The organism is Pantoea sp. NPDC088449, from assembly GCF_044753225.1.
Classification (GTDB): Bacteria; Pseudomonadota; Gammaproteobacteria; order Enterobacterales; family Enterobacteriaceae; genus Pantoea; species Pantoea floridensis.
Genome location: NZ_JBIVMT010000002.1, coordinates 689,919 through 708,944, shown reverse-complemented (window position 1 = coordinate 708,944; position 19,026 = coordinate 689,919). Strand labels below are relative to the sequence as shown.

At 54.5% G+C, this 19,026-nt stretch carries 15 protein-coding genes; 10 read left to right on the top strand and 5 right to left on the bottom strand.

Going from position 1 to position 19,026, the window contains the following annotated elements:
• Nucleotides 1–153: 153 nt before the first annotated feature.
• Complete coding sequence (locus ACIP6T_RS14485) at nt 154–1,068, top strand: alpha/beta fold hydrolase (protein ID WP_400457937.1); 915 nt, start codon at nt 154–156, stop codon at nt 1,066–1,068.
• A 137-nt stretch (nt 1,069–1,205) separates the two neighbouring features.
• Here the strand turns inward: ACIP6T_RS14485 and ACIP6T_RS14480 are convergent, their stop codons facing one another.
• Nucleotides 1,206–3,377 carry a FepA family TonB-dependent siderophore receptor gene (locus ACIP6T_RS14480; RefSeq protein ID WP_176519245.1) on the bottom strand — a complete coding sequence of 724 codons (2,172 nt, stop codon included), beginning with the start codon at nt 3,375–3,377 and terminating at the stop codon, nt 1,206–1,208.
• A gap of 501 nt (nt 3,378–3,878) precedes the next feature.
• Here ACIP6T_RS14480 and ACIP6T_RS14475 point away from each other — a divergent pair.
• From ACIP6T_RS14475 to ACIP6T_RS14450, 6 genes are all read left to right on the top strand, one after another.
• On the top strand, nt 3,879–4,775 hold the full coding sequence (locus ACIP6T_RS14475; RefSeq protein WP_345830140.1) for an ABC transporter substrate-binding protein: 897 nt from the start codon (nt 3,879–3,881) through the stop codon (nt 4,773–4,775).
• The gene (locus tag ACIP6T_RS14470) at nt 4,772–5,695 is read left to right on the top strand and encodes an amino acid ABC transporter permease (protein WP_097097740.1); all 924 of its coding nucleotides are present in this window, start codon (nt 4,772–4,774) and stop codon (nt 5,693–5,695) included. The genes ACIP6T_RS14475 and ACIP6T_RS14470 overlap by 4 nt, the downstream gene beginning before the upstream one ends.
• On the top strand, nt 5,688–6,449 hold the full coding sequence (locus ACIP6T_RS14465) for an amino acid ABC transporter ATP-binding protein (RefSeq protein ID WP_400457936.1): 762 nt from the start codon (nt 5,688–5,690) through the stop codon (nt 6,447–6,449). The genes ACIP6T_RS14470 and ACIP6T_RS14465 overlap by 8 nt, the downstream gene beginning before the upstream one ends.
• A gap of 161 nt (nt 6,450–6,610) precedes the next feature.
• A complete protein-coding gene (locus tag ACIP6T_RS14460) occupies nt 6,611–8,896 on the top strand; it encodes a molybdopterin-dependent oxidoreductase (protein WP_400457935.1) in 2,286 nt (761 codons plus the stop codon).
• 87 nt (nt 8,897–8,983) lie between these two features.
• The gene (locus ACIP6T_RS14455; protein WP_400457934.1) at nt 8,984–9,256 is read left to right on the top strand and encodes an antitoxin; all 273 of its coding nucleotides are present in this window, start codon (nt 8,984–8,986) and stop codon (nt 9,254–9,256) included.
• Complete coding sequence (locus tag ACIP6T_RS14450; RefSeq protein ID WP_097097744.1) at nt 9,256–9,621, top strand: type II toxin-antitoxin system PemK/MazF family toxin; 366 nt, start codon at nt 9,256–9,258, stop codon at nt 9,619–9,621. The genes ACIP6T_RS14455 and ACIP6T_RS14450 overlap by 1 nt, the downstream gene beginning before the upstream one ends.
• A 198-nt stretch (nt 9,622–9,819) precedes the next feature.
• Here ACIP6T_RS14450 and ACIP6T_RS14445 read toward each other — a convergent pair whose 3' ends face one another.
• Complete coding sequence (locus ACIP6T_RS14445; protein ID WP_400457933.1) at nt 9,820–13,533, bottom strand: FAD-dependent oxidoreductase; 3,714 nt, start codon at nt 13,531–13,533, stop codon at nt 9,820–9,822.
• Between the two features lie 457 nt (nt 13,534–13,990).
• Here ACIP6T_RS14445 and ACIP6T_RS14440 point away from each other — a divergent pair, with 457 nt between their 5' ends.
• On the top strand, nt 13,991–14,113 hold the full coding sequence (locus ACIP6T_RS14440) for a hypothetical protein (protein ID WP_255438391.1): 123 nt from the start codon (nt 13,991–13,993) through the stop codon (nt 14,111–14,113).
• Nucleotides 14,114–14,226: 113 nt separating this feature from the next.
• A complete protein-coding gene (locus tag ACIP6T_RS14435; protein WP_345830126.1) occupies nt 14,227–14,451 on the top strand; it encodes a hypothetical protein in 225 nt (74 codons plus the stop codon).
• On the opposite strand, the gene ACIP6T_RS14430 is transcribed toward ACIP6T_RS14435, so the two are convergent.
• The 3 genes from ACIP6T_RS14430 to ACIP6T_RS14420 are packed head-to-tail and all read right to left on the bottom strand — an operon-like array spanning nt 14,448 to nt 17,454.
• Nucleotides 14,448–15,761: an MmgE/PrpD family protein gene (locus tag ACIP6T_RS14430; RefSeq protein WP_400457932.1), complete on the bottom strand. Its 1,314-nt coding sequence runs from the start codon at nt 15,759–15,761 to the stop codon at nt 14,448–14,450. The two genes, ACIP6T_RS14435 and ACIP6T_RS14430, sit on opposite strands and share 4 nt — an antisense overlap.
• Complete coding sequence (locus ACIP6T_RS14425; RefSeq protein ID WP_345830123.1) at nt 15,761–16,912, bottom strand: amidohydrolase; 1,152 nt, start codon at nt 16,910–16,912, stop codon at nt 15,761–15,763. Before ACIP6T_RS14425 ends, ACIP6T_RS14430 begins: the two co-directional genes overlap by 1 nt.
• A complete protein-coding gene (locus tag ACIP6T_RS14420) occupies nt 16,909–17,454 on the bottom strand; it encodes a GNAT family N-acetyltransferase (protein WP_097097749.1) in 546 nt (181 codons plus the stop codon). Before ACIP6T_RS14420 ends, ACIP6T_RS14425 begins: the two co-directional genes overlap by 4 nt.
• 476 nt (nt 17,455–17,930) lie before the next feature.
• Between ACIP6T_RS14420 and ACIP6T_RS14415 the strand changes: the two genes are divergently transcribed.
• Nucleotides 17,931–19,001, top strand: a complete 1,071-nt coding sequence (locus ACIP6T_RS14415) for an iron-containing alcohol dehydrogenase family protein (RefSeq protein ID WP_400457931.1) — start codon at nt 17,931–17,933, stop codon at nt 18,999–19,001.
• Nucleotides 19,002–19,026 lie beyond the last annotated feature (25 nt).

Here is a 19,026-nt window from a genome sequence, read left to right as displayed (position 1 = left end):
CCCATTATGTCGACCCGCTGACTATTAGGTAAAAAAAGCGCGGATCATTTTAGGATTACCCATCGCGGCGTTCGTCAGGTAGTATTTAGAAATCGATCATTTCCTAATTTCGTTTAAATTGGAAATGAATGCTTCCTAAAATTGGAGAAGAAAATGTCAGCATCCATCATGAAACCAGCGCCAGGTTGGGCGCAGCCCTTTGCGCAACTCGACGGATTTTCCCATCATTACGCCACCGTTGACGGCGTGCGGCTGCACTATGTGAGTGGCGGTAATGTCGAGGGTGATACGTTATTGCTGCTGGCAGGTTTCCCACAAAGCTGGTTCGCCTGGCGTCACGTGATGGCGCTACTGGGCGATCGCTACTTTATTGTCGCTCCCGATCTCCCCGGTCAGGGTGATTCCGATAAGCCAATCAACGGCTACGATACCACTTCGCTGGCGGAGAAAGTCCAGGGCTTAATGCGGCAGCTGAATCATGAGCGTTATTATCTTGCCGCGCATGATGTGGGTGCCTGGGTTGCCTGGCCCTACGCCTCGCTATTTGGCGCGCAGGTGATCAAAATGGCGCTGCTGGATGCCGGCATTCCAGGTGTGACCTTGCCAGAGGCGCTACCTGCCACACCGGACAAAGCATGGAAAACCTGGCACTTCGCTTTTCATCTGCTGCCCGATCTCCCTGAAGCCCTTATCGAAGGACGAGAAGAGATTTATCTTGAATGGTTCCTCAAGCGCAAAGCGGCCAGTCCAATGGTGTTTGGTGAGGAAGATATGGCGGAATATACGCGGCTGTTACAACAAACTGGGGCAATTCGGGCAGGTATGGCGGCGTATCGTGAAGTGACAGTATCGGCGACGCAAAATCGCCATCTGCTGCGGGATAAGGGCAAATTAGCGCTGCCGTTGCTGGCGGTCAGTGCCGATCAGGGATCGATTCCCGATATGGCGTTGCCGTTAGGGGAATTCGCGGCAAACGTTTCGGGAATCAAGATTGAGCACTGTGGTCACTTCATCCCGGATGAGCAACCGCAGGCGCTGGCGGAGGCGTTGCGGGATTTCTTTCGCTGATGTGAATCGTCCCGGTGCGCATCAATGCGCACCCTACGAAAACCTGGCTATATCCACGTAGGGCCACCATTCATGGTGACCGATTCACGCTTAACTGACCAGCATTACGCCATTGATGGCGACCTAAACCCGCTGAATCAAAACGACAGGGTCACGCCTGCATAATACGCCCGGCCCGGTTCGTTGTAGGTCGAAGCTCCTGAGTTCTCACGGTAAATGCGCTTATCAAACAGGTTATTGATACCGGCATTTGCCCGCAGGTTTTTCGTGACGTCGTAATTGAGATTCAGACCCACCACCGAATAAGGGCTGATCTCTTTCGACGTCATATTGCTGACATCAATCACTGTCTCAGCATTTTGTCGTGGTTTCTGACGCCCATACTGCGTCCAGTTAATATTGGCGCTGAGATCGTCCGTCGCCTGCCACTCCAGCTGCGAGTTAATGGTGAACTCAGGGATCACCGATAGCGGATTGCCGGTTTTCTTACTTTCCGAACGGAACATATAAGTCGCGTTCGAGCGCCATTCTAACGTGTCGGCAATTAAAGGAATGGTCAGATTACCTTCCAGTCCTTCCACAATCGCTTTGCCACCATTCTCCCAGCGCAGCACGTTATAGGTCGGGTTAGAACTGGAATAGATCGGCTCGGTGCCGGAGATAATCTTGTTCTTGTAATCGTTGCGGAACCAGGTGATGCCCGCTACATAGCCTTCATGACTGAACTCGAGGCCAATCTCTTTATTGACGCTGGTTTCCGCATCAAGGTCTTTATTGCCCATCAGATAACATTGGCTAAGCCCAATTGGGCAGCCGTTGCCACGGGTCGAGAGCAAGTATCCGGGGGTAGATTGATAAAGGTTTGGCGCTTTAAACACGCGCGCAATACCGGCTTTCAACGTGAAGTAATCACCCAGTCCTTGCGAGACGTTCAGGCTCGGACTCCAGTTGGCACCAAACTGATCGTGATAATCAAAGCGCAGCCCTGGAATCACCTCGGTGGTATCGGTTGCGGCAATGTTGTCCTCGAAATAGAGCGAACTAATGGTGGCGCTGTTTTTACTGCTGCGCTGCGACGGATCGCCTGAACTGCCCGGCAGGTTCACGCCCGGTGCGCTGGCCGATAACATCGAAGCCGGATCGTTGAGCTCATCGCGGTTCCACTCTGCGCCTAAGGTCACGGTTTGATCCACCAACAGCTGCACCGGGAAGTTGATTTCACCGCCGGCGCGATAGCTTTCCAAACGACTGGTGGCGTAAGTGTTGCTATTGATCATCCCTTCAGTACGGCCAGCGGTGCCTTCCTGCAGACGCGTGTTATTGGTCTTCTCGTAGTTAAAATTGAGTTTTGAGGTTCCCCAATCCCAGATTCCGTTATGCGCTATGCCGTAACTCTGACGATACATGCGGTTGGTTTCATCACCGTACAGGGATTCAACCAGGCCATCGGTGCTGGCGTTACTATTACTGTTTTGCGTATCGCCGGCGTAAATATTGCCCTGACGGCTGTAGCCGTAAGTGAAATCGATGATTTGCAGCGGCGTCATTTTCCAGGAGAGCACGGTATTGATGTCTTTATTGCGCACACCTTCACGTCCCGCCGCGTAAGAACCATTTTCAGCGGTATTGATATCAAACGCGTCGGCGTCGGTGCGGTTGATATTGCCGTACAGCCGCATCGTCAACGCTTCACCCGCCAGCGGGCCGCTAAGATTGAAGTTGGCGCGGCGCGTGTCGCCTTCTTTGCTATTTTCAGGCTGGTTGGTGTACAGCGACAGTGAGCCATGCCAGTCGTTGGTGGGGCGCTTGGTGATGATATTCACCACGCCGCCCGCCGCGCCCGAACCGTAGCGCGCAGCGGCAGGGCCGCGGATAACTTCAATACGCTCCACCATATCTGCGGGCACCCAGTTGGTGTCACCGCGTGAATCACGCTCACCGCGCCAGCTATAACGCACAGAATTGCGTGAAGAGACGGGCACGCCATCAATAAGAATCAAGGTGTTTTCCGGGCCCATGCCGCGAATATCGATCTGGCGGTTATTACCGCGGCTGCCGCTGGCACCGTTACCGGTGAGATTCACACCTGGCATTTTGCGAATGATGTCGGATAGATCGTTAACCGGAGGATTTTTCTTGATGTCTTCTGCCGTGATGGTGGAGACGCCTGGCTGTTGTTTAAGCTCCTGTTCAGCAGTGACAATCATCGATTCGTCGTCTGCAAGCTTTTCCGTGGATTCTGCTGCAATTGCAGGCGACGTTAGCACTCCCGCTAAAAAAAGCGCCACCGGACGCTTTTTGCCACGCATGGTTACATTCACTTAGATCTTCTCCCTGTTTCATTAACAATTGTAAGCAAATGCGCATGATAATGATAATGGTTCGCATTGTAATCCAACATGACAAACATTTACATAAGACTGACAACGCGGCGAGTGGCGGGCAGGCGAGCTATGCGTTAGATAAATCCGTTATGTCTAAGACGAAAATGGTCAAACGATGCGGCATTAGCAGGCCTTTGATTCGGTGGCAGAATCTGAATTTTGCATGTTAATCCGCGTCGTTAAGGGCACGGAAATAGCCCTATAAAACCGCGCACCCTGCTATTGCCACAATTCGGCAATAGATATGTTTTTTTCGCATTTGTGATCGCTGCATATCTTCAATGAGAATGTCCTTGGGACGTAATGAGGATGACAATTCGAACCACTGTGCGCCTTGACGCAAGGTGAATCAGAAGAAAAAACCATCGCTACCTCAACGCCTTTTCCCTGTGGGGAAACATTTTATAAATCAGGAGAAAGGTTCCAGTGAAACTCGCAAAAGGCATGACTCTTTTTGCGCTCGCTCTGAGTGCACACACCGCGTTCGCCGCCGATCAATCCGTCCCAACCGATAGCTCAATCCATGTGCAGGCCGATCCTGCGCTGAAAAGCCTGCTACCGGCGGATGTGGTTAAGCGCGGCTATATTGTGGCAGGAACCAACCCCAATACCCCGCCAACCACCTTCTATAAAGAAGACAACAAAACGCTGGCCGGGCGTGAAATTGATATCATGAATGCCGTGGGCGAGCGTCTGGGAATCCAGGTTCAGTGGCGCGACACCGGCGGTTTCGACAACATTATCCCAGGTTTGAAAACCGGTCGTTATGATGTGGCACTTTCCAACATCAACGCCACGCCGGCGCGCGCCAAAATTATCGACTTTGTCGGTTATTACGATGCCAGCCGCCTGGGCATTATCTCGCGTAAAGATGCCAACGTTGCGCCGTTCAAAGACCTTTCCGATGTTTGCGGTAAAGAAGTCGGTGCGGGTTCCGGCACCACCCAAGTCACGCGCCTTGAAGATGCCAGCAAAGCCTGTGAAGCCGCGGGTAAAAAACCCATTAAAGTTTCGGTGTTCCCGGATCGTCCTGCGGGCGTACAAGCGGTGGTGAGTGGTCGTGTACCGATGTTCCTCGGTCCGTACGAAGGTCTGCTGTGGCAGGTTAAAGTCATTAAACCATTGACCATGAGCGGTGAAATCACCGTCCACGATGCGCCAGTTTCTGTCGCCTTCCAGAAAGATTCTCCGCTGGAGCCTGCCGTACAGGCGGCACTGAACTCGCTGATCAAAGATGGCAGCTACAACAAGATCCTCGATACCTGGGGCATTGGATTTGGTGCGGTTAAACAAGCCAAACGTAATCAGGAAATCTTTCAATGAGTGATATTCACCACCACACCGACGATCTGAAAATCGTCGGCAAACGTTACTACGGACGCTGGCTGAGTGCGCTGGTGGTGCTGTTGTGCGTGGTGGCGATGGCGCACTCGATGATCAACAATCCACGCTTCGAGTGGAGCGTGATTGCGGAGAACTTTACTGGCGAATCGATCCTGCAAGGCGTCCTGATGACGCTGCAGCTCACCGCGATTTCCGTGGTGCTGGGTTTTGCCTTTGGTACGGTGCTGGCGCTGATGCGCCTCTCCTCTAATCCGGTGCTGGTGGGCGTGAGCTGGTTTTATACCTGGTTCTTCCGCGGCGTGCCGATGCTGGTGCAGCTGTTCCTGTGGTACAACATCGCCGCGCTCTATCCCACCATCGCACTATCCATTCCCGGCCTTGGTGAAATCTGGAGTACCCAATCGAACGCGCTGGTAAGCCCGTTTAGCGCTGCGGTGATCGCGCTGGTGATGCACCAATCCGCTTATGCCGCAGAGATTGTGCGTGCTGGTATTCAGAGTGTCGGCAACGGCCAGCTGGAAGCCGCGCGTGCGCTGGGTTATCGCCCGTCGCAAATTTTCCGTCACACGATTCTGCCGCAGGCGATGCGCGCCATCATGCCGCCCGCCGGTAACGAAATTATTGGCCAGCTGAAAACCACCGCGGTGGTCTCAGTGATCTCACTGCAGGACGTGCTATTTTCGGCGCAGATCATCTATCAGCGTACGTATGAAGTGATCCCGCTGCTGCTGGTGGCAACGCTGTGGTATTTACTGATGACCTCGGTGTTGTCAGTGGGGCAGTTCTATGTAGAGCGCTATTTTGGACGTGGCGTCACGCGTCGGGAAAAACGCAGCCTGTTGAAATCACTGCCAGGTTTCTCGGCGGCGAAAGCAGAAAGGAGCGTCAGCAATGGGTGAAGCGATCGCCTTACGGAAAGTCACTAAGCGCTTCTCTGGCGTCACCATTCTTGATGCCGTGAACCTGGATATTCCTGCCGGTTCGGTAACGGTGATCCTCGGGCCTTCCGGGTCGGGGAAATCTACGCTATTACGCTGCATCAACCATCTGGAAAAACTCGATGGTGGCACCATTCGCATTGGTGGCGAGATCATTGGCTATAAGCAGAAAGGCCAGGCGCTGCACGAGTTAAGTAGCGGTGAGGTCGCGCGTCAGCGTGCCGAAATCGGCATGGTGTTCCAGCAGTTCAACCTGTTTCCGCACCGCACCGTGTTGCAAAACATCATTGACGCGCCGATGCGAGTGAAAAAGCAGAGCCGTCAGCAGGCAACCAGCAAAGCGCTGGCGCTGTTGAAGCAGGTGGGGCTGTCTGGACGCGAAGATGAGTGGCCGCAGAATCTTTCTGGTGGCCAGCAGCAACGCGTAGCGATTGCGCGTGCGCTGGCGATGGACCCTGGCGTCATGCTGTTTGATGAGCCCACTTCGGCACTCGATCCGGAATTGGTTGGCGAAGTCTTGCAGGTGATTAAACAGCTGGCACACTCGGGCATCACCATGGTGGTCGTCACGCATGAAATAGGCTTCGCCCGCGAGGTCGCCGACAACATTGTCTTTATGGAAAGCGGCAACATTGTGGCGGCGGGCCCAACCCAGCAAGTGCTCGATGACCCGGAAAACGGGCGCGTAAGAAACTTTATTGCAACGGTGCTTTAGGCACCGTTTTTCTTTTTTAATGCCAGGACGAGATTTAATGCCGCTCAGCCACGCCCAGGTGCGCATTAATGCGCACCCTACAACATCCGCACCGGTTTGTGGTAGGGGCGCCATTTATGGCGACCAGTATGCGTTGAGCTGAAGAGCATTAAGGAAAAAAAATGACGCAAAAACCGGTAATGCACAGCGCCCACTGGGGCGCTTTTCATGCCCAGCAGCAGGGCGACCAGCTCACAATTCAACCTTTCAAGGGCGATCCCGATCCCAGCCCGCTACTGCAAAATTTCCGTACGGCCTTAAACCACCCGGCGCGCGTTTCCCGGCCAATGATACGGCGCGGCTGGCTGGAGAACGGCCCGGGCCCGGACGATCGGCGCGGTAACGACGACTATGTGGCGGTGAGCTGGGAAGAAGCTTATGCATTAGTGGCGCGTGAACTGCAACGCGTCGGCGACAATTACGGTCCTGAAGGCATCTTCGGCGGCTCGTACGGCTGGTCGAGCGCCGGGCGTTTTCACCATGCGCAAAGCCAGGTGCACCGCTTCCTGAACACCACGCTTGGCGGTTACGTGCGTTCGGTGAACAGCTACAGCTCCGGTTCCGCGTCAGTATTGTTGCCGCATATCGTCGGCGACATGAATGAAATTGCACGTCGCGGCGTTAGTTGGGAAGAGATTGCGCAGCATAGCGAAATCGTGCTGGCGTTTGGCGGCCTGGCGCTGAAGAACTCGCAGGTTGCCAGCGGCGGCTTAAGCGAACATACCGAACGTGGTTTTATGCAACAGGCGGCGCGGCGCGGCACGCGTTTCATTTCGATAAGCCCGCTGAAAAGCGATCTACCGGATGAGGCGAAGGGCGAATGGCTGGCGCTGCGACCGGGCACCGACGCCGCCTTTATCCTCGGCGTGTTATCGGTATTGATCGCCGAACAGCTGACGGATGAAGCTTTCCTCGCTCGTTATACCGTGGGTTGGCCAGAAATGGCGGCCTATATTCGCGGTGAAGAAGATGGCACGCCGCGTGACGCCGCATGGGCAGCAGAGATTTGCGGTGTCAGCGCCGCATTCATAGGTGATTTTGCGCGCCAGCTTTACGGCAAACGCGTGTTGGTGACGGTGGCGCACGCGTTACAGCGCGCCGAACATGGCGAACAGCCGGTGTGGCTGGGATTAGTATTAGCGGCAGCACTCGGTCAGCCCGGTCTGCCAGGCGGCGGTTATACCTATGCGCTTGGCGCGCTAGGGCATTATGGTAAGCATCATAATCTGGTGAGTTTTCCCGCGCTGCCGCAGGGTAAAAATGGCATCGATCGCCTGATTCCGGTGGCGCGTATCGCTGATATGCTGCTCAATCCCGGCAAAAAGTTTGATTACAACGGCCGTCGCTTAACCTATCCGCATATTCGTCTGGCGTATTGGGCGGGCGGCAATCCGTTCCATCATCATCAGGATTTGGCACGGCTGCGTCAGGCCTTTTGCCAGCTGGATACGCTAATCGTGCATGAAATTGCCTGGACTGCTAGCGCACGTCATGCAGACATCGTGCTGCCGGCCACCATGACGCTTGAGCGCGAAGATATTGGCGGCGCGCCTACCGATCGTCATCTGTTTGCGATGCAGCCGGTGGCAGAACCCTTTGGCGAAGCGAAAGACGATTATGCGATTTTCACCGAACTGGCACGCCGTTTAGGCCGTGAAGACGACTTTACCGAAGGACGTGATACGCGCGGCTGGCTTAAGCATCATTATGCCCAGCTGCAGCAAAAACTGGCGGCGCATCAGGTCGAGATTCCTGGCTTTGATCAGTTCTGGCAGCAAGGCGTGCTGGAATTACCGCAGCTGAAAGACGGTGGCCGCATGATCAAGGCGTTCCGCGCCGATCCTGATGCCGCGCCGCTGCCCACCCCGAGCGGTAAAATTGAGATCTTCTCAGCCACTATCGCCAGCTTTAACTATGAAAACTGCCCTGGTCATCCGGTGTGGCGCGAACCGCAGCAACAACCGAATCCCGATCATCCGTTCTGGCTTATCGCCAATCAGCCGGCGACGCGTTTGCACAGCCAGTTGGATTTTGGGGATTACAGCTTGAGTAGTAAGCGTGATGGACGTGAGGTGTGCAGCTTGCATCCGGCGGATGCGGCGTCATTAGGTATTCGCGATGGCGAGATTATTGAGCTCTACAACGAGCGAGGTCACGTGCTGGCGAGCGCGCGCCTGACTGAAACCATCCTGCGCGGCGTAGTACAATTGCCTACCGGCGCCTGGTACGATCCGGTTGATCCCACCGCGCTGCGTCCGCTGTGCCGCCATGGGAATCCCAATGTGCTCACGCTGGATATCGGCACTTCGTCACTCACACAAGGCTGCAGCGGACAAATCACCGTGGTGCAGGTACGGAAATACCGTGGCGAATTGACGCCGGTGCAGGCGTTTATTCCGCCGCGGTAAAAAGGGAACTAATCTCAAAAAACAAAGTGTGACTTTATCTCACTCAATGATAAGCTCTGTGTGACAAAGTTACACTTTGGAGGATATATGGCGTTAACCAAATTGCGTCAGCAAGGCGGAGCCGTCGTGCTGACAATTCCCAGTGATATTGCGGCTAAAGCAGGATGGCATGTGGGAATGGAGCTGGATGTCACTGCAACGGATGAGTCGATCAATATTAAACCTGTAAACCGAGTCGCGCGCGGCAGAAAAACCTTGGATCAACTGTTAGCTGGTATTGATCAGGAAGAGATTCGCCAGTTTAACGAAGCAGTAAGTGATGATTTGCAGGATAAACCACAAGGCAAGGAGGCTATTTGATGATATCGCGTAGAGTTCCGCAGTTGGGTGAAATCTGGCACGTCAACGGCGATCCCGTTGAAGGCAGGGAGTTTAAAGGGCCGCATTATTATCTGGTGATTTCCCGGCGGGAACTCGTCGCCGCGCTAGGGACAGCCGTTTGCGTTCCGGTAACCAGTGGCGGAGCCGCCTCACGCTCGCAGGCAGTTACGGTCTATCTGGATGGCAATAGCACGGACAGCGGTAATATTACCGGTGTTGCATTGTGCTACCAGCTTCGCTCTCTGGATCTCATGGCGCGTAAAGCGAGTTTTGCCGCTAATGTTGAACCGCACATCATGGACGAAATCTTGTCAATGGTGGTGGACTTGATTGATCCGCGATGAAATATAAACGCGCCTTTGCGGCGTAATGCTCGTCAGTTAAGCGTGAGTCGGTCACCATGAATGGTGACCCTACGTGGATAAAGCCGGGTTTTCGTAGGGTGCGCATTCATGCGCACCTGCATAAACAGGCATTTTTTTGCATAAGTGATCGGCATTACGCCTTTGCGGCGCGCTTATCATCATTATTGCGTTTTTTAATTAAGCCGTGGTTTTACGGTTGTGCGTAATATCTTTCACTGTTTCCGCTGCGCGTTTTCCCGCAAGAAAGGCGTGATCGGAATTATAATATTCCCATTCGCTGTACCGCCCCGAGAGCTGTATTCCCTGCGTTGCTAGCCAGCTACGAATCAGCATAACGTTTGCCGTGCGCTGATGGTCGTACACTACATAGGCATAGGGCATATCCACAACGCTAGCGGTGAGAATCTCATCATCGGCGTTAATAATGCCGACACGAATACAATCCGCAATGCAGCGTTCTATTAGTGCGTCGCCTGCGTAAGGTAATGGCTGGTCGTCACGATAGGTCATTTCGCAGGTCAGACCAAAACCGCCCGGCGGATTACAGTGCGGGCTGGCGTTACCCTGTAAAAAGATGCGATGGAATAGGGTATCGCCGGGATAATAAATCCAGTGTTTATCACTTAGCGCGCTGCGGCCAATACCGAGATTGACGCAGCGCACGGAAATATGACGCAGCTGCCTGGCGGCTTTATGCACCGCTTCTGGTGCCAGACTCCCCATTAATCGTACCAGCTCCGGCAGCGGCAACGTACTGACCATCTGATCGTAATGGAACTGTCGGCCATCGCTCAATAGCACGCGTCTCAGCTGTGGCTGAATTTCAGCAACCTGCGCTCCCAGCTCCAGCGTGCAGGTCAGATGGGGCACGAAACCTTCCATCAACGCCTGGAATCCACCGCGCAGCGGATAGCCAAAACGTGCGTTGGGGCCGACGGGTTTCTCTAGCGGTGCCAGCGCACCGGTAATAATTTGCTGCAAATCGGGCAGCGGCACGCGTCCGCCGAGCCAGGAGGTTTCCATATTGGCCAGCGGCGTTTTCCACAGCTTCTGGTTATAGGGCAAGGCAAAATGACGCGCGATCCCTTTGCCCCAGGTACGGAAGATAAAGCTTTCGAAATCTTCGCTCTCCTCTTTTGCCGCAAAGCTCTCCCCATCGGGGATGGCTCCGTCCGCGCAACAGTCGCGCCGCGGCTCGGTCGTAACCGCTTGCAGTGTGGCTGGCGGTGCACCGTAGCGTGCCTCAATGGCACCCAGCACGCATTCGCTAATCACGTCGGCGGGTAAACCATGTAATGCCGACTGGAACGGGTAGCGGGTATAAACATCATGGCTGTAAACCCAGGCCTCGCGGGTTTGCCAATGCTGATTCTCGCCGAGCAAAATGTCGTATAAACGCAACACATAGGGATCGTTGGAGAACATGATGTGCCCGGCATGATCGAAAGTGAAACCCTGATCTTCGATAGAGCGACACCACCCGCCCACCGTGGCGTTTTTCTCCAGTACCACTGCACCTGCGCCATAGTGATAACCGGCACTCAGTCCAGTTGGCCCAGCGCCGAGAATCAGGCATTCAATGGCATGTGGCGCCAGCGGTTGCGAACGTTCGCTGTTGGCATCGGGCTGCGTAATATCTCGCCTGGGCAGCGCGGCAATATGCGCCTGCATCTCTTCGGCGGTGCGGTCCCACGAGGTTTCCGCCACTAACGCCGCCATTTTTTTCGCCAGCAGATAACGTGTCTCAACGGGCAACGTCAACGCAACTTCACAAGCCTGAATGAAGGTTTGATGTGAATCGGCAATAGCCACGACATCAGCGTAATGACGCGCGACATCGGCAATCGCGGTGCTGACGATGGGCAACTGCGCCGCCATATACTCCAGCACTTTGGTGGGACTGATGAAGCGAGTTGAGGGATTTAATGCGAACGGCATTAGGCAGATATCCCAACCGGCGAGGAAGTGCGGTAATGCCGCGTAAGGCTGCTGACCGAACCAGTGCAGATTATTACGCTGCGGCAACGTAGCAGGGTCAATTTTTACGACCGGGCCGACCATCACAATTTGCCAGTCGCGATGCGCATCGGCTAACGCGGCGATAAGCGCTAAATCCAGACGTTCATCAATCACACCATAATAGCCAAGACGCGGCTTGGGCATATTATCCTGTAATGGATGGCTGTTACTGCGGTCCAGCGCCTGCTCGAAATGCGCCGCATCGACGCTGCTAGGACAGCAATACACGTGCGCGTGGCGATTTCTTTTCGCTTCGAACAGGCTGGTGCCGCCGGTAAACACCAGATCGGCACGGCTCAACAGGGCAGATTCACGCTGTCGTAACTGACGCGGTGCCTGATTAAAAGCCGAAAGTTCGTCCATGCAGTCGTAAATAATGGCGCTGGGTTTAAAGCAGGCCAACAGCGGCAGCGCCATCGGGGTGTAAAACCATACCAGTGGTGTTTCATCTTCATCGAGCAGATCGGCCAGCAGCGGCTGCAATACGGCGATTTGGCTATCATGAAAGCCAGGCGCCGCGACGCTAGTGTGCGGTTCAATGACCGTGACATTCGGGGCCGGTTGATACTGTCGTAACGTCGCCTCAGCGGGGTGGAAAATCGGCTCTTCAATAAATACGATGCGGTGAAACTGAGCAAGACGTGACAACAAATGCTGGGGACGCTGAAACACAAAGCCCCAGCGAAGATGACTGAATACCACTAATACCGACTGTTTCATAAAGCATTCCTCCGACCGATTGGCCGCGGTGACGAAACCCTGAAAGCGGGCGACTAAACGCTGTGATTGCCGTAGTGAGGCGGCATAAACCGAACTAAGAACGCGCTGGTGATGCGGATCGACATCCCATAGCCCGCTGCGAGGCCAGTGTGTGGGATCTTCCCAAAGTGGACGGTCGATAATGGGATAGAGACAGATGCCGTGGATATCGCATCCCGCCAGCTGTGCCTGAGCTACGTCGGCACTAACCTGTGATAACCATGCGGCACGTCCGCTGCCTACATGGCTGGTTTCTGCCAGCAAAATCGGACGCTGATAGCGCTGTGAAAGCTGCTGCAAAATCTGATGCAGCGGGATACGTCGTGCGTCACCTAAATGCCAGTCCAGCAGGCCGCCGGAATAGGTGAGCCACTGATTACTGTGGTAATAGTTAGCGCCTACCACATCGAGATATTGCGGTTTGCCGCCCAACTCCGGTTCACGCAGACCGGCGATCATGTCCCACGCCTGATACTGCGATGCATTAATCTCGGCTGTTCGCCGATGACAGGCTTCGCTCTCCTCATCGGACACCACGTGAATCACCGGATCGCAGTGCAGAAAGCGGGCGCGAGGATCGGAAATAAGGATGGCGGCACAGCCCGCTAGCGTGGCGCGGATCAGTTGCCGCTTAATCGCGTCAGGATCGGCCTGCGTATCATGACCAAACAACCCGACGGAAATACCCCAGGACATAAATGAGATTTCATTCATCGGCGAGTAAATAGGGGCGTCGTCGTAATACTCCGCCAGCCAGGCCGCCATGCGCTGACAATAGGCGGCAAAGCGCGGCACAAATTCGGGGGAAAAAAGGGTGAGATCGTCGGGCCAGCCGTAATGGCACAGCGTCCAGTTAACTTGCACGCCAAAAGAGCGCGCCGAATTCATTCTTTTTTTTAAGCTCACCAGCATAGCTTCGGGCGCCGTTTCGGCCAGCCGCCAGCCAATACTTTCACGTACCGACGTAATGCCGAACTGCTGCAAAGCGGCATAATCATTATGGTATTGAGATAAATGATCATTAATCGCATTCATGGAAAGTTTTTCGCCGAAAGGATTGATATGATCTGCTCCCTCATAGCCGGCTTGCCAAAAGCTGGAAAATGGCGGCATGGTGTTCCCCCGGAATAATATTCAGGAAATAGAGATAAATAATAATGAGTTAATTATTAACAGCGTGATGAGTATTAATACTTAACAGTAAGATATAAATGCCGATTTGAACGAACACACATTCGGTAGCGGCGCAATTTATTGCACGATGAATCGCGCCGCTACCGTATGTGCGGTAATTGTTTGGACCATTCTTCTATTAGTGAAACGTTAGGGGTTTAATTATGAAACTTATTTTAAATTATAACCACGGTTTAGCTTAACGCAAATTACTGAGCTAAAAATAAAATAAGCACAGCGCTAATTAAATTTATTTAAGTGAAGCGGTAGTCGAAATTAAGAATAGTGTTATTTAAATATTTCTTACGCTTAGCTCACATATTGAAATGAACGCCTTCGGCCTATTTGGCGGCATTACTACACTTAACTCACCCAATTCGGGTTTATGGAGGTACTTATGTCAGAGCGTCCAGATGATGATGTCATTCCTTTACCCGGTGATGATGAACCCTTACCCGATGAAGATGATGATCTACCTCGCGACACAGAATTTCCCGAAGATCAGCAGCCTAAAATCTGAAACAGAGTGAGCCGCCGCTGGCGGCTCACTATTTCGATAGCACTCTGCGGCAATTACCTCATAATACCTCTCCAGGATTTCATTTTATTTTTAACAGGTAAGGGAGAGGTATTATGGTCAACGACTATTTCACACAGCCAGCGCTGGGCGTCACGGTAGAACAGCATAAGCGCACCGTGGCAGTTGCGGCAGCGTTAGCCGTGGCTAAAGAGTCGGTGAGCGCGTCTACTGCGGCCAGTGGTTCAAAGGCATCATGGGATTTGCAAGCCGTAGCGAACGAAATCGCTAATCTTGCTGATGCCATTCAGGATGCGTTAGAGCCTGTTGAAACGCTCTAAAGTAGTAGCTGTGTTAAGGCGGTGAGTTCCGCCGTGCTGCGCAAGTTGCTGCTCTCTAACAACCGCTGCTGGCGCTGCGGCGTTTCCTTCAGCAGCGCCGCACGCAGCTTCCCGGCGACATCTACCGTATCAGCTAGCGATTGCTGGCGTGTGCGGCGATGCTGCAACTGCGTGCCATCGCGCAACGTCAACGTCACCACATGAAAACGCAGCGCCGGATTAATCGCATCCGGCGGCGCGCTTTCATCCGGCGTACGCCGCACTTTGGACGCCAGTGGCATCACGGCGTGATTCAGATCGCCTTCGGCGAAATCCTCCAAACGCAAATCGTTGTACATCAGCATCGCCGCAATCACATATTCCAGGCTGAACCGTGCTTCAATGCCGTTGGTTGGCACACGTACCGAGGCGGCGATATCACCACCCGGCGGAAAAGCGACGCTGATATCGCTGATATTTTCCAGCAGTGAATCCAGTGATTTTCCGCTTGCCAGCCACGCATGGCGTAGGATGCGCGTGGCTTCGGCGGCGCTGTGCGTACCGGCGCAGGTGGGAAAAGGCTTGAACTCCAGCCCCGGCGTCACGATGCGCCACGGTTGCGCCCAGTTTTCAATCAATTTTTCTGGCCGCCCCTGACCATTGCTGGTGGCGGTAATAAAGGCTTCGATTACGCCGCCTTGTCTGCCATCAAACCCAGCCAGCGTCAGCTGTGCGGCAGTCACTGCGCGTTCTGCGGCGAAACCAGCATGCAATGGTTTTACCGCCGATCCAAACTGCGCACGTAAACCGCTGGCCTGCGTAGCCGCAATGCCAAGCAGCGTTGCGGTTGCCGACGTATCCAAGTGCAGTAGCCGGGCGAGCGCGGCGGCGGCGGCAAGGGTGCCCAGCGTCGCAGTGTTGTGATGGCCCAATGCATAATGCTGTTGGCTTACGGCAACGCCTAGACGACCCGCAACTTCCACGCCTATCGCGTAGGCATCAAGAAAATCGTTCAGTTCAGCAGGCTGTTGCTGTTGCCAGGCGAAGAGCGCGGGCAGAATTACCACGCTGGGATGCCCACGAAAATCGGCATGGAAATCATCGTAATCCAGCGCATGGCTGGCATAACCGAGTAGCAGCGCGTGGGAGCGCGTGCCGCCGTCGCCGTAAACGCGGCGCAGCGCCGGTAAACCGCTATCAGGTACCTGACCTTGCAATACCGGCCAGCTGACGGCGAGAAAATCACGCACGCCGTTGCGCGCCGCATCGCGTGCAGCGTCATCCGGTTGGCTGTTAACAATGCGCTCAGCCAGCGCGGCAGTCAGATTCATCAGCTGGCACGCTCCAGGCTACGCAATGCCGCGACGGCAAGGTTAGCGAGATAGCGTGCTGTGGGCAGCAGCACATCATCATTAATACGAAACGCCGGGTGATGCAGGGCATAGGGCTCACCGGTGCCAATCATCATGAAGGCGCCGGGCAGCTGCTGCTGGTAAAAAGCAAAGTCTTCGCCGATCGGGCTGGCTTCCACCACGCGCGCCTCAAATCCGCTTGCGCTGGCTTGCTGCAGGGCGAAGTCGGCCCAATGTGCATCATTCACCACCGATGGCGGACCCGCATGCCAGTTGAAGGTCACATCAGCAGCAAAGGCCGCGCCGATACCCAGCACAATTTCCCGGAAGCGCTGCTCCAGCCGTTCGCGTGTCTCCTGTGAGAAGGAGCGCACCGTACCTTCCAGCCAGGCGCTATCAGGAATAACATTCCAGGTGCTGCCGCTGTGAATCTGCGTTATCGACACCACTGCGTTATCACCCGATGGCGCATTGCGGCTGATAAGCGTTTGCGCCGCTGAAACGATTTGTGCTGCGATAACAATCGGATCGTTACCTTGATGGGGTTTAGCCGCGTGGCTACCGATGCCGGTAATGCTGATATCAAAACGGTCGACTGCTGCGGTCAACGGACCGGCTTTACTGCCGATCACGCCCGGTGGCAGTGAAGGATCGTTATGGATGCCGAAAATAGCCACCGCGTCGTTCAGCGCACCGGTGGCAATCACATCGGGCGCGCCCTGGCCGGTCTCTTCGGCGGCCTGGAATAAAATGCGCACGCGGCCCGGCAAGGTATCTTCCTGTTGTTTCAGTAAGATAGCCGCCCCAAGCGCCGCCGAGCTATGGAAATCGTGGCCACAGGCGTGCATCACGCCGGGACGCTCAGAGCGAAATGTCACATCAGATTGCTCCTCAATCGGCAACGCATCGATATCGGAACGTAACACCATCAGCGGGCCTTGTTCGGGGCCAATTTCGGCCACTAAGCCGGTTTTGAGCGGCAGATCCAGTACGCGAATACGGTGCTTTTCCAGCTGCTGCCGAATGCGTGCGGTGGTTTCAAACTCTTCATTAGAAAGTTCGGGAAAACGGTGCAGTTCATGGCGGAAAGCGATTAGCTGTTCGCCTAATGTGTCGAGTTGTTGGCTCATGGTTTCATTCCTTGTTGAGCGGCCAGACGCGTTAACCACGCATCATGGGCGGCTTCATCCAGTACTTTTTTCATATATTGAGTAATGTGACCTTTGCCGAGATCGGTGGTGTGCATCAGCTGAAAACCGCGCTTTTGGTACATGTCGATCAGCCACGGATGGCTGGTTGCGGTGCCGAGCGAAACGGCAGGGGCGCGTAATTTGCCGCGCAGGATCTCTTGCTCGAGGCGATCTTGTACCTGTCGCCCATATTGCAGGCCAGGATAATCGGGATGCGCGCCAAACCAGCCAATGTGCGGCAGGCCAAACGGGCCGGGAAGCGGGCCCCACGGATAGCGCACGGTGACCGACGAGACCATGACATCATCAGCATACAGCGCATAAACGCCGTGGCTTTGCAGGTGACGCAGCGTTTTAGCGCGATCGGCGGTGGCGGCATCAAATTTGATGCCCAGCGCCAGCGTCGGCGCATAAGCGGCATGCATCAGGGCCTGATAAGTTTCCACCTCGTCTTCTCTAACCTGACGAAATATAAGTGACATAGATATCCCCGGATAAACCGCCAGCTGGCGGAGAAAAGCAAAGAATGCGCGTTTTTATTGGGTCGCCATGAATGGCGTAATGCCGCTCACTTAAGCAAAAAAATGCCTGTTTATGCAGGTGCGCATGAATGCGCACCCTACGAAAACCCGGCGATATCCACGTAGGGTCACCATTCATGGTGACCGATCCACGCTTAACTGACGAGCATTACGCCATGAATGGCGACCTTGCAGGCGGCTATTTTGCAAACCAATGGAAAGAGATCAGATTACCAGCAAAGCCAAGCTGCGCTATATGTGAAAACTAACTAAGCTAATGCGAATTTGTGAAAATGAAATCGCCCGTTTTGCATTGCTTAAATCGTTATTTACCGTAGTATGCAGAAAATACATAGCGCTATAACTATTCTGTATTAACCCTCTGAATTATCTTAATTTTAATTCGTTATAGCCTTATTCTTAATCAGGGTGAAGCCGTGTTAGCAATCAAATCTCCGCGTGCTTATGCACATGAATCCGGTTTGCGCGCGCGCGCCGGAGAATTAATAAAACCTTACGCCTCACATATCCGTATTTTTACTTCTCCCCGCGCCTGGCAGGCGGTCAATCCCGCATTAACACAAAGTCTCGCAGCCGAAGGTATTCGCTGGGAAATAGAGTATCTGCCGGGTGAATGCACCGATGCCGCCATTGAAACGCTGAAGCATAATGTGGAAAGCCAGGGCGCTGAGCTGCTGTTGGCAGTCGGCGGCGGGCGTGTACTGGATGCGGCCAAGGCCGTTGGTAGCCAACTGCCCGACCTAAAATTGATCAATTTCGCTACCGTGGCCGCCACCTGCGCCGCGTGGTCGCCGGTAGCGATTATTTACAATGAGCAAGGCGGACATGTGCGCAGCCAGCCGCTGGGCAAAATGCCGGATCTGGTGCTGGTGGATAGCGAAGTGATTGCCCGTAGCGATGTGCGTTATCTGAAAGCGGGTATCGTTGATGCGCTGGCGAAGTACTACGAGTTTTACCCTTATCAGCGTAACAATCCCCACGATCTGGCACTGGATCTCAAAGTGATGACCGCGCGGCGCGCACTGGATCGCTACCGTGAGCTGGGTGCCGCAGCGGTGGCAGCAAATGCGCAGCAGCAGGTGACGCCTGAGCTGGTGCAAATCATCGACGCCAATATCGTTCTGGCGGGGCTGGCGAACAGCGTGCGTGACGTGTTGCCAACGCCGGGATTCGCTCACGCAATCCATAATCGTCTGACCCATCAACCGGACCTACACGCGTGGCTGCACGGGGAGAAAGTGGGCTTCAGCCTGCTGGTGCAATCGTTAATTGAGCATGACGGCGTGCCGGACAACGAACTGCTGACGCTGCTGCGTCAATACGATATGCCTTTAACGCTTGCGCCATTAACCGGCGATCGCGCGGCCATCATCCGCACTATCGCTGAACAGATCAAATTCCCGGCGGCCAGCGCCGAACGCCTGCCGTTCCGCATCACTGCCCATGCGCTGGAGCAGGCGCTGCTGGCGACCGAGAACGCCTTTTAAACGCCTCACTTTTATTTACCAGGAC